Origin of the sequence: Leptolyngbya iicbica LK (assembly GCF_004212215.1) — a bacterium.
Taxonomy (GTDB): domain Bacteria; phylum Cyanobacteriota; class Cyanobacteriia; order Phormidesmidales; family Phormidesmidaceae; genus Halomicronema; species Halomicronema iicbica.
The window spans coordinates 245245-257334 of sequence record NZ_QVFV01000006.1; the positions used below are offsets into that span (position 1 = coordinate 245245).

Genomic DNA, 12090 nt, shown 5'->3' on the forward strand with positions numbered 1-12090 from the left:
TGGCAAATTACAGCGCGTTTGCCTTAGCAACCACGTTCTCTACGGTGTAGCCAAACTTTTCAAACACAGTATTGCCAGGAGCCGAAGCACCAAAGCGCTCAACGCTGATGACATCGCCTTCAGCGCCCACATACTTGCACCAGCCCATGCCAATGCCCGCTTCCACTGCCAAGCGCTTAGTGACCGCCTTGGGGAAAACGGACTCCTGGTAAGCCGCATCTTGTGCATCAAACAATTCCCAAGAGGGCATGGAAACAACTCGCACTTTCTTGCCTGCAGCCGTCAATTGCTCGGCTGCCCTAACACACAGTTCGAGTTCGCTACCCGTACCGATCAAAATCAGGTCGGGAGTACCATCACTATCAGAGATGGTGTATGCCCCTTTGGCCACACCTTCGATAGAAGTACCCGCGATTTGGGGTAAGTTTTGACGCGACATTGCCATTAAGGTTGGGGCTTTGCGGCTCTCAATGGCCACCTTATAGGCTCCAGATGTCTCTGTGCCGTCGGCGGGACGAATCACAGTGAGATTAGGAATGGCGCGCAAAGAAGCGATCGTTTCCACGGGCTGGTGAGTGGGGCCATCTTCACCCAAACCGATGGAGTCGTGGGTGAGAACGTAAATCACGCCCGCCTGGGACAGAGCTGATAGGCGAATCGCCGCCCGCATGTAGTCAGCAAAGACGAGGAAGGTCGCACAGTAGGGAATGAGACCGGAATTGTGCAGTGCGATGCCGTTACAGATCGCGCCCATACCATGCTCACGCACCCCAAAGCGAATGTTGCGATTTTCGTAAGCGCCTTTTTGGAAGTCACCGGACACCTTCATGAAGGTGTTGTTGGACTTCGTCAAGTCAGCAGAGCCGCCGATCAGCTCAGGGACCACTGGAGCCAGGGCATTCAGCGTCGCTTCAGAGGTCTTGCGAGTCGCGATCGCTTTGTCATCGGTGGTGTAAGTCGGCAGCGCATCGGCCCAGTTTTCCGGCAGCTTGCCCGACAGCATCCGCTCAAACAACGCCGCCTCTTCGGGGTACTTAGTACGATAAGTCGCCAGCGTCTCTTCCCACTCTGCTTGCAGGCTAGCTCCTCGCTCCACCGCTTTGCGCATGTGGCTCAGAGCATCTTCCGGCACTTCAAAGCTGTCGTAGTTCCAGCCCAAAGCTTCACGGGTGAGCCGAATTTCATCCGGCCCCAACGGCGCACCATGGACGCCAGCAGTATCCGCCATGTTGGGAGAACCGTAGCCAATGGTGGTCGTGACCTTAATCATGGTCGGCTTATCGGTCACCGCTTTAGCTTCTGCAATGGCTTTACCGATCGCATCCAGATCAGTGTTGCCATTTTCCACATGCAACACATGCCAGCCATAAGCTTCAAAACGCTTGGATACGTCTTCGGTGAAGGCAATATCGGTAGAACCATCAATGGAGATATGGTTGTCGTCATACAGGGCGATCAGCTTGCCGAGGCCCAGGTGTCCGGCCAGGGAACAAGCTTCACCAGAAACCCCTTCCATATTGCAACCGTCGCCCAAGATTACGTAGGTATAGTGATCAACGATCTCGGCATCCGGCTTGTTGAAGCGGCTCGCCAAGTGCGCTTCAGCCATCGCCAAACCGACACCATTACAGATCCCCTGTCCCAATGGGCCAGTGGTCACTTCAATACCAGGCGTTTCAAAGTTTTCGGGGTGACCTGGTGTGGTCGAGCCCCACTGACGAAACTGCTTGATATCATCCAAGGAAACGCTGTCATAGCCCGTGAGGTAGAGCAGCGCATATTGCAACATGCAACCATGCCCCGCCGACAGCACGAAGCGATCGCGGTTAAACCATTGCGGGTTTTTGGGATTAAAGCGCATCACCTTATCCCACAGCACATAGGCCATCGGTGCAGCGCCCATGGGCAAACCAGGGTGGCCAGAATTTGCCTTCTGAACCGCATCAATGGCCAAAAATCGGATCGAGTTCACGCAAAGCGCTTCTAAAGATTGGGATGCGACAACCATAAACCTACTACTCAAAGACGGGACAGTACTTAGCTGGGCCTCGTGCCCTTCCATCACAGGCGCTCAAAATCAAGCTGACATTATCGCAGCTCACAAAAGCCCTCTACTTTATCATCTCATTCACAATGCGGTCTCACAAGTTAACCGCCAACGGCTGTATAGAGCCGCATAATGCCAACGGACGATTCAGGATGGGCAAGCAGACACAGACCCAGAATTTAATAATTTTCGATAAGTCATTATACTCATCGCTCAAATTGTAACGTTAGTCACGGTATTTCTGGAAGACCAGTGTCACGTTATGCCCACCAAATCCAAAGGAATTAGACAACGTCACATCTACCGGCATCTGCCGTGCTTGACCAGGAACATAATCAAGGTCGCAGTTTTCGTCTGGGTTTTCTAAGTTTATGGTGGGTGGCACTTGGTCATGGGCTACAGTCATCGCTGCCGCAACTCCCTCAATGCCCCCAGACCCCCCTAGCAAGTGGCCCGTCATTGACTTGGTAGAACTGACGGCAATGTTATAAGCGTGCTCGCCGAGTGCCGTTTTGATGGCTTGCGTTTCTGTCGGATCGTTTGCCGGCGTGCTGGTGCCGTGGGCATTGACATAACTGACTTGATCCGGTGTGATGCCGGCATCTTTCAGGGCGAGTTGGATGCAGCGGGCGGCACCAGCCCCTCCCGGGACCGGGGCCGTCATGTGGTAAGCATCACAGGTCATGCCATAGCCAATCATCTCACCATAGATTTTGGCTCCGCGACTCAGGGCATGATCGAGCGATTCTAAAATCAGGATGCCGCAGCCTTCGCCAATGACAAAGCCATCGCGATCGCGATCAAACGGTCGGCTGGCAGCCTGTGGTTCATCGTTACGCACCGACAGCGCCCGCGCCGAAGCAAACCCGGCAACACCTAATGGGGTGATTGCCGCTTCGGTACCGCCACAAATCATGGCCTGGGCATACCCTTGCTGTACCAGACGAAAGGCATCGCCGATCGCATTCGAGCCTGCCGCACAAGCCGTTACGGGACAAGAGTTAGGGCCTTTAGCACCCGTCTGAATGGCGGTCAACCCAGCAGCCATGTTGGCAATCATCATTGGCACCATAAAGGGGCTACAGCGCCCGGGGCCCCGATTGAGATACACCTCTTGCTGGTCTTCCATGACTTTGAGGCCACCAATGCCCGTACCAATCATGACGCCAACTTGCTCAGCGTTGAGATCATTAATCTCTAATTGGGCATCGGCAAGAGCTTGCTTACTGGTGGCCACGGCAAACTGCGAAAAGCGATCCATTCGCTTAGCATCTTTGCGATCCATAAACTCGCAAGGATCAAAGCCCTTTACTTCAGCCGCAATCTGGGTTGTGTGCTTGGCAGCATCAAAATGCGTGATCGGCCCGACTCCAGACTTACCCGCCAGCAATCCTTGCCAGTAACTGTCTAAATTGTTGCCGATGGGCGTAGTCGCCCCCAACCCAGTAATAACGACTCGCTTTTTTTCCAACTCTGTCATGGCTCACCTACAAAGCAGCGACACACTGCCGCTATTCAACGTGTCTCTGCGTTACAACATGGTCAAGTAAGGGCGATCGCTATGCGGCTTTCTTATCTTTGATAAAGTCCACAGCAGCTTGTACCGTGCCAATACCCTCAGCAGCTTCGTCAGGAATTTCAATATCAAATTCTTCTTCCAGGGCCATGACTAGCTCTACCGTGTCTAGAGAATCGGCACCGAGATCATTTGCAAAGCTAGCTTCGGGCTTTACTTCCGCTTCATCCACACCCAGCTGCTCAGCGACAATCTTTTGCACCTTTTCGAAAACCGCTTCCTGACTCATAGTTCAATCCCTTCCCAGAAATCAAAAATTAAATACCTCTAAAACCTAAACCACGAGTGCGACACAAAATCAAGCCGAGGGGTTTAGTTTGAGGCATCCCTAAATATTATCGGAAAGCGTGCAGGGTCATATTGAGGATTTGGAGAATCCTACCTGGCACAGTTGTCAATGTGGGCAGATTATTTAACCGGAGTTTGACTCGGTCGGCTTAGGCCGAGGCCAATTCATCCAGACATTGATCCATGCACAGTCAACGGAGCCCATGGTTCAGTCAACGTCTAAAACTGCCAACCGACGCCAAGCAATTGCCATCCCGACAATGCTTGGCAAGGCGCATACTTCAGCCACTGAGCGTCAAAACCTTGGTAACAGCCAGCAGGGTTAGCAATGATGGCTACAACTGCTGCGAAATGAAAGCTGTACGCAGTGCTGGCGATCGCCCTGGCTGAGTATGGTGGCAATCCTTTTGAAGCCAATGCGCTAGCTGCTATCGACACCAATGACTTAAAAAGCGCTGATTCCCCCAAATTCTCATGGAGATGCGGTCCGGCAATCATCTCGCGATCGCAGCATTGACTGGCGCTGTCGCCGTGCTACATTGACCAGACTCAATACGTCACCCCGGGGCCAACTTACAGAGACGCCTGCAATATTACGTTCCATAAACTTTTATGGGATCAAGCGAAGTCCGGCAAAACTGACCCCTTAGACTGTCTATCAAGATTGGAGAACCCTTGCTGTTTATTCGTTTCAAAGCGTTGCGCTTATTTGCTGCACTTTGTAACGAGTTTTGAATGTCCCGTTTAACATTGGAGCCTTCATTCAATGTCTCATTCCGTCAAAATTTACGATACTTGCATTGGCTGTACCCAGTGCGTTCGCGCTTGTCCGACTGATGTGTTGGAGATGGTGCCTTGGGATGGCTGCAAAGCTGGCCAAATCGCCGCTTCTCCTCGCACTGAGGACTGTGTCGGTTGTAAGCGGTGTGAAACTGCTTGCCCTACTGACTTCCTGAGCGTGCGCGTGTATCTAGGTGCAGAAACCACTCGCAGTATGGGTCTGGCTTACTAATTCATTTGTCATGCCTTTGACAACTGGTTATCTGCACGTCAGATAGCCAGTTTTGCTGTTTCAATAAATTTTGGTCTGCTTTTTAGGAATATCCTTTACTTTGACTGCAATATTGATCAAAATCTATGCCATGAATTGAGCTAGGGTGTAGATTCTGCCGTTTTACAGTTTGCTGGATATGGCTCAAGCTCTCAATTTTGTTGTTCTCGTAGCGCACACGTTACTCCAAGCCATTCAACCCTTTTTGGTGCCCATTTGCTTTGTGGTGGCCTGGATGACGCTGATATTTGGTGCTTGGAGTATCGGTTCCGCACTGTGGGATGGTTTTCGACGCGCCCAGCAAATGCACCGGATTCCTTGCTCAGAGTGCCAGTATTTTTCCGGCAACTATTTGCTGAAGTGTCCTTTGCATCCTAAAGAGGCCTTGTCCGAAGCCGCGATCGGTTGTCGCGATTTTGAGACGACTCGTATGGAGTGGCCGTTACCCAAGGTATAAATCCCAAAGGCCCAAAGGCTTAGTTGGCATAGGGTTACCCCCTTTAGGATTAGGAAAATAAATCGAGAATTGCGATCGCCCATGCTCGTCCGAAATTTGAACGATTGTGAAATGTTCATCGCGGGTGACAACACCCAACTTCGCGAACTGTTGCACCCTGACAAACAACCGCTGGATCTACGCTATAGCTTGGCACACGCCATGGTGCCTGCCGGGCAAACGTCTATCGACCATTCGCTGACCACCTCCGAGGTTTACTACATCTTGAGCGGTCAGGGTGATATGCATATCAATGAAGAAGTGCAAGCGGTCAGCGCGGGGGATGCGATCTATATTCCACCCAACGCACGGCAGCACATCCATAACACTGGGCAGGAGCCGCTGGTATTTATTTGCATTGTTGATCCGGCGTGGCGAGCAGAAGATGAAACGGTCTACGCCGACTGAGGTCGTCTGTGAACCCGCAATTCTCTTCGGAAAGTTACGGGCGCAAAATCTCCAAGTGGTGAGTCGAGAATAGTCGCCAAATCATCTGCCCACTCAGCAACGCCCGAAATCCAACATCATTCGGCGCTTAGAGGCAGCCAGTATGCGCAACAGCCAAATCTGTCACTAGTAGTAAAGGTGAGCACAGCTAGCCATGCTCACCTCGGAGTGCTATTTCAGGGATTGGCGATCGCGATCTAGCGACCGATGCCCAAGTAGCGGAAGCCCCACTCTTCCATTTGCGCTTGGGGCAAGAAGTTGCGGCCATCAATCACAATCGGTGTATGCATCAGGCTCGCCATCTTGGCGTAGTCCAGCTCTAAGAACTGCTGCCAGTCGGTGACCAACACCAAAGCATCACAGCCATCAGCCAGCCGCTCAGGATCCGTCTCTACAATTACCCCCGTCAAGCCATCCCGTAGCCCACTCTGAGACACGATCGGGTCATATGCTTTGACTTTGGCACCCAGTCGATTTAACTGCTCAATCAATGTGAGCGAGGGCGCATCCCGCATGTCGTCAGTATCGGGCTTAAAGGTCAGGCCCAACAACCCGACCGTCTTGCCCTTGAGAATCTTGAGTTCCTGCTGCAGTTTTTCCAGCGCAATGGTGCGTTGGTGTTGGTTCACGCTGACCGTGGCCTTAAGCAGTTCCGCCTCGTAGCCATAGTCATCTGCCGTGTGCAGCAGCGCTAGCACGTCTTTCGGGAAGCAGGAGCCGCCCCAGCCAATGCCCGCTTGCAAGAATTTTTCGCCAATGCGGGAATCGAGACCGATGCCTTTGGCCACTTGCACGACATCGGCACCGACGCGATCGCAAATATTCGCGATTTCGTTAATAAAGCTAATCTTGGTCGCGAGAAACGAGTTCGAGGCATACTTCACCATTTCAGCCGAGCTCAGGTCGGTGGTCACCACCGGCACGGGCGGCAGCGAAGGATCTTCGGCAAACTTACGCTCGACGAGGGGCGCATACAGTTCCTCCATTTTGGCGATCGCTTTGGCGCTGGTGCTACCCAACACAATGCGATCGGGATTAAACGTGTCGTAAACCGCCGACCCTTCCCGCAAAAATTCGGGATTACTCACGACATCAAAATCTGCTTTGATATCTTCTTCTGCCGGTGCCGGAGCTCCTGCCCCCACCAATGACTTCTTCCGCTCAGTGACACCATCCATCACAATCATGCGCACCCAGTCGCCAGAACCAATAGGCACGGTGGACTTGTTCACAATCACTTTATAGCCACCGTTCAGATGGGCCCCAATTCCTTTGGCCACGGCCTCAACGTACCGGGTGTCACTTTCACCCGTGGGCAGGGGCGGGGTGCCCACCGCAATAAATAGCACTTCTCCGTGCTTGACGCCCGCCGCCAAGTCAGTCGTAAAGCTAAGCCGTCCGGCATCCATCGACGACTGCATCAACTCTGACAGGCCCGGCTCATAAATTGGCGATTGGCCCGACTGCATTAATTTGACCTTTTCTGCATTGTTGTCGATGCAAATTACGTCATGGCCAATGTGCGACAGGCAAACCCCCGTCACTAAGCCAACATAGCCAGTTCCAATGACACAAACACGCATAATAGTTCTGTCCTTTTAACACGAAGTGAGTTTACAAATACCTAACAGCCAGAGTGATGACGGCTAGGTCTAGCTTGCCCAGATACTTCAGAGAAATACAGATAGCTCATACAAGCCACATATTCCCACATGGGTAAACGTACAGCTAACAGCAGCATCAGTCATTGATCTGCGATCGCCGCCCTGTCGGTACGCTAAGACACCGTAGTTTCCAATGAGAGACGCTGCTCTATTTGTAATCGCTGTTTGAAGTCTTCCACCATCTTGGTCAGCCCGACCTCAAGTGGCACGGTAGGTTGCCAGCCGAGATGGGTTTGGGCGCGGGTGATATCCGGTTGACGACGTTTGGGGTCATCTTGGGGCAGGGGTTCATATTGCAGCTCTGCACCCGGATTCACCATTTGTTGTACGGTTTGGGCCAGTTGCAGAATCGTATATTCTCCCGGATTCCCCAAATTCACGGGGCCGATGCAGTCCCCATTCATTAAGCGAATGAGTCCTTCAACCAAATCATCCACAAAGCAAAAACTGCGAGTTTGTGAACCATCGCCATATACCGTAAGAGGAATGCCACGCAGCGCCTGCCCAACAAAATTACTGACGACGCGGCCATCGTTTTCCAACATGCGGGGACCGTAAGTGTTGAAAATCCGGGCCACGCGAATATCTACACCGTTTTGCCGGTGGTAATCAAAGGCCAGGGTTTCGGCGACGCGCTTGCCTTCGTCATAGCAGCTACGAATGCCGATGGTGTTGACGTTGCCCCGATAGTCTTCGGGCTGGGGATGCACTTCCGGATCACCATAGACCTCAGAAGTGGAAGCCAACAAAAAGCGCGCTTTGATGCGCTTGGCGAGACCCAGCATATTCAGCGTGCCCATGACATTCGTTTTGATGGTTTTCACGGGATTGTATTGGTAGTGCACAGGCGACGCGGGACAGGCCAAGTGATAAATCTGATCAACTTCTAGGCGAATCGGTTCGGTAATGTCGTGGCGAATGAGCTCAAAGTTTGGATTGCCAAACCAATGTTGAATATTGCGCTTATGGCCCGTAAAAAAATTATCTAGGCAGATCACATCATGCCCTGCTTGCATGAGGCGATCGACGATGTGAGAGCCAATAAATCCAGCTCCCCCTGTGACTAAAATTCTCATATAGGTGCATCAGTGATAATGAACATGGAGCTATGATTCCCGGGTTCTCCCATGAACGCTCACTTCAGAAGCGGTGGGGCATTTCTCCCCACCGGAAATTCATGGGATCACTCGCCTAATTAGCGCCCTAACGTCAACCACTGACAGATGACGTATTGGTTAAGCTTCCGGCATCGGGATGGTGATATCCACAGTGGTCACAGTTTGGTCTGGGGTCAAGGCGCTCAGCGGCGGGGTAATGTCCGCAGCATTGCCCACCACCAAAATGACGAGATTATCGGGTTGGAGATGTTGTTGAGCGGCGGCTTGAATTGCGGCAGCGGTGGTGTTGGCGATCGCCTCGCGGAATTGAAAGACAAAATCTTGAGGATAGCCATAATATTCATACCGCACCAACCGCGACAAGGTCTGCTCAGGACTCTGAAAGTTAAAGACAAAACTATTCAGCACTGAATCTTGGGCGCGCTGCAGTTCGGCTTCTGAAACAGGAGCCTGCCGAACTTTAGCAATTTCATCCTCGACTGACTCGATAAAAGGCACCGTCGCCTCAGATCGCGTCTGGCCCCCACCGATAAAGATGCCGTCGTAGTCATACTGGGCCGCCCAAAAAGCATAGACCACGTAGGCTAAACCTTGACTCGATCGTACTTCGTTAAACAGCCTGCCGCCAAAGCCATTCAGCACTTCATTCAGCACGGCCATTTCGGCATAGTCGGGGGCGTTGCGTTGCCCTGCAATATGCCCAATTTGCACATAGCTTTGGGTGAGTTGGGGCTGATCGACTAAAAACACACCCGCCTGGGCCTGGGTCGCATCGGGAATCGGGGGCAAAGTGGGAGCCTCAGGAGCCGCTTGCCAGTTGCCAAATTGCGCGGCAATCAGCTGCTTCATCGACTCAGGATCAAAGTCGCCCGCGATCGCCAAAATCGTTTGCTCAGGTTTTACTGATGCTTGATAAAACGCCTGAATATCATCGCGGGAAATATTGTCAATCGTGCTGAACTCATAAGTACGGGCGTAGGGGCTACTGTCTCCGTATACCAACTTGCGAAACTCACGGGACGCAATGTCATCAGGGTTGTCATTGCGTCGCTGAATCGAGCCGCGATACTGATTTTTGAGAAAGTCAATGCGATCGGGGGCAAAGGCTGGACGCTGGACAACATCCGCAAAGAGGGTAAAAACGTCAGTCAAATCTTCCGTCAGAGTGTTGAAGGATGCCGTCCCTGAGTCCATGTCAATCGAGGTTTCCACTGAGGCCGCCCGTTGTTCCAGGGCCAAATTCAGCGCATCGGCGGGATAGGTCACAGTGCCGCCCAACCGCATCGCATCACCCGTGATTTCCCCTAGGCCAGTTTGGTCGCCAGGTACCAGCCGTTCTCCGGTGCGAAAAGTCGCGCTTCCGGTCACAAGGGGTAACTCGTGATCTTCCATCAGATACACCACGAGGCCGTTCGGCAGCTGATAGCGCTCATAGTCAGGAATCTGAATATCGCGCAGCGGGGGAAACTCTAACTCGGTGTAATGCTGGGCGGTGACCGCCGACGCGGGGGCGGGCGACCACCCTAGCACCAAGACCGTCGCTAAGCTCAAGACGCCTAACAGCAAGGGCAGCCAGCGAAAACGGCTAGTAATCATGATGGAAAAAGACCCACGCATAGCGGCATTCACAGTGACAAGTGGACAACAAGGAAAGAATGAAAGAAGGGGGAGCGATCGCGGCAAACGATTTAAGGTGTCTCAGCCGAAAGCAGTTTGCCAGCCGTCCGGTTTTCCGGCTGAAAAGTCTCTTGGGCCACCCGCTGAATGTCCTCAGCGGTCACCGCTTCGATTTCTTGCAGTTCGGTAAAAATGTTGCGCCAGGAACCCGTCTTGGCTTCGTACTCGGCCAGCAGCGAGGCCATCCCCGAGTTGGAATCTAACTGCCGCAGCAGACCTGCCTGCGCTTGAGTTTTGACCCGATCCAATTCAGCTTGCGATACCGGCTCAGATTTGAGGCGTTCAAGCTGTTGATGAAATTCATCCGCAATTTGCTCCGGGGCCACTCCGGGAGCCGTCAAGCCATATAACACCATCATGTTGGGATATTTATCGCCAGGGAAGCCGCTAAATCCCCCCAAATCGAGAGCAATTTGCTGGTCTTCGACGAGTTCTTTATACAGGCGTGACGTGCGGCCATTGACCAAAATGCCTTCAATCATGCCGTAAACTGCATGGTCGGGGTCGGTCAGACTGGGACGATGGTAGCCTTCCAAATACCAGGGCTCGGTTGGCAGTTCCAGCGTAAAAGATTTGGGTTCTGTCTGCAGGGGCTCCTCAATCGTGACTTCGGCCGGCAGACTGCGAGATTGGAAGCGCCCAAAGTAAGCCGATGCCATCTGCTGCACCTCATTGGCATCAACATCACCGACGACCACGCCGATCAAGTTGTTGGGCCCGTAGTAGGCGTCAAAAAACTGCTGCACCGAGTCGCGAGTGGCATTGAAGAGATCCTGCTGATAGCCAATCACCGGACGGCGGTAGGGATGTACCTCAAACGCTTCTTCGAGGAATACCTCAATAAACTTGCCAATGGGAGAATTATCGACCCGCATCCGTCGCTCTTCGAGGATGACGTCTTTTTCTTGATAAAACTCGCGGAACACGGGCTCTAAAAAGCGCTCAGATTCCAACGACATCCACAGTTCGAGCTTGTTAGACGGCAGGCTATAAAAATAGCGGGTGGCGTCGGCTCCGGTCGTCGCGTTGAGGCCAACGCCACCCTCCTGCTCAATAATTTGGCCGTACTTGTTTTGCTCGACGTATTGCGCGGCTGCTTGGCGCAGGGCGGCGAGTTGGGCTTCTAGTTCGGGCACTTTGTCGGTCTCGCCAGCGGCTTGCGCGGCCAAAATCTCGTCAAAGACGGCATCCATTTGGTCCATGACGGCCCGTTCAGCGGGATAGTTGGTGGTGCCAATTTGCTGAGTGCCCTTAAACGCCAGATGCTCCAAATAGTGGGCAACCCCGGTTTCGCCGTCGGCTTCGTTTACCGCGCCCACATCGGCATACAGCATGAAGGAAACGACGGGAGCCTGGTGCCGCTCCAACACAATCCACTTCATGCCGTTGTCGAGTTCGAACTCGCTGACCTGCTCGGCTACGCGGTCAAGGTAGGGCTGAATGTCAGTCGTAACGTTGGCTTCGCGGGCGTGAGCGATCGCGGGCCAGCCGATTAGGCCAGTAACACCGAGCACCACCGCGCTGAGCAGGGCCAAAAGCTGTCGTCGCTGATTCATGCGGAAAATCTTGCTTTGAAAAAGTCCCATCGCGATCGCCTGTCACCGTACCTTCATAATTTCAACACATTGCGATCGTAAGTGACTATTTTTGGTCGGTTGGGTAAGTGGGGAGTCGGTCGAGTGAGTGAAGTGGGTGGGGTGGGTACAGTCGGTGGAGTGAGCGGTGC

Annotated in this window: 10 protein-coding genes; 3 read left to right on the forward strand and 7 right to left on the reverse strand. The window is 52.9% G+C overall.

The window, feature by feature from the left end; translation table 11 throughout:
• Positions 1 to 7 precede the first annotated feature (7 nt).
• From tkt to acpP, 3 genes are all read right to left on the reverse strand, one after another.
• Positions 8 to 2008: a transketolase gene (tkt, locus tag DYY88_RS19795; protein WP_039725552.1), complete on the reverse strand. Its 2001-nt coding sequence runs from the start codon at positions 2006 to 2008 to the stop codon at positions 8 to 10.
• 265 nt (positions 2009 to 2273) lie between these two features.
• The gene (gene fabF, locus DYY88_RS19800) at positions 2274 to 3527 is read right to left on the reverse strand and encodes a beta-ketoacyl-ACP synthase II (RefSeq protein ID WP_039725553.1); all 1254 of its coding nucleotides are present in this window, start codon (positions 3525 to 3527) and stop codon (positions 2274 to 2276) included.
• A 79-nt stretch (positions 3528 to 3606) separates the two neighbouring features.
• The gene (acpP, locus tag DYY88_RS19805; RefSeq protein ID WP_039725554.1) at positions 3607 to 3852 is read right to left on the reverse strand and encodes an acyl carrier protein; all 246 of its coding nucleotides are present in this window, start codon (positions 3850 to 3852) and stop codon (positions 3607 to 3609) included.
• A gap of 825 nt (positions 3853 to 4677) precedes the next feature.
• Here acpP and psaC point away from each other — a divergent pair.
• The 3 genes from psaC (at position 4678) to DYY88_RS19820 (ending at position 5866) form a co-directional block, all read left to right on the forward strand.
• A complete protein-coding gene (gene psaC, locus DYY88_RS19810; RefSeq protein WP_072041292.1) occupies positions 4678 to 4923 on the forward strand; it encodes a photosystem I iron-sulfur center protein PsaC in 246 nt (81 codons plus the stop codon).
• A 178-nt stretch (positions 4924 to 5101) separates the two neighbouring features.
• On the forward strand, positions 5102 to 5419 hold the full coding sequence (locus DYY88_RS19815) for a hypothetical protein (RefSeq protein WP_039729365.1): 318 nt from the start codon (positions 5102 to 5104) through the stop codon (positions 5417 to 5419).
• An 81-nt stretch (positions 5420 to 5500) separates the two neighbouring features.
• Positions 5501 to 5866 (forward strand): cupin domain-containing protein, encoded by a 366-nt coding sequence (locus DYY88_RS19820; RefSeq protein WP_039725555.1) that lies wholly within the window; start codon positions 5501 to 5503, stop codon positions 5864 to 5866.
• Between the two features lie 236 nt (positions 5867 to 6102).
• On the opposite strand, the gene DYY88_RS19825 is transcribed toward DYY88_RS19820, so the two are convergent.
• The 4 genes from DYY88_RS19825 to DYY88_RS19840 form a co-directional block, all read right to left on the reverse strand.
• Positions 6103 to 7488, reverse strand: coding sequence for a UDP-glucose dehydrogenase family protein (locus DYY88_RS19825; RefSeq protein ID WP_039725556.1), 1386 nt, complete (start codon positions 7486 to 7488; stop codon positions 6103 to 6105).
• Positions 7489 to 7682: 194 nt separating this feature from the next.
• A complete protein-coding gene (locus DYY88_RS19830) occupies positions 7683 to 8645 on the reverse strand; it encodes a UDP-glucuronic acid decarboxylase family protein (protein ID WP_039725557.1) in 963 nt (320 codons plus the stop codon).
• A 159-nt stretch (positions 8646 to 8804) separates the two neighbouring features.
• Complete coding sequence (locus DYY88_RS19835; protein WP_236146306.1) at positions 8805 to 10304, reverse strand: M16 family metallopeptidase; 1500 nt, start codon at positions 10302 to 10304, stop codon at positions 8805 to 8807.
• A gap of 71 nt (positions 10305 to 10375) precedes the next feature.
• Entirely contained in the window at positions 10376 to 11950 is a 1575-nt protein-coding gene (locus tag DYY88_RS19840; RefSeq protein WP_039725558.1) for a M16 family metallopeptidase, read from the reverse strand.
• Positions 11951 to 12090 lie beyond the last annotated feature (140 nt).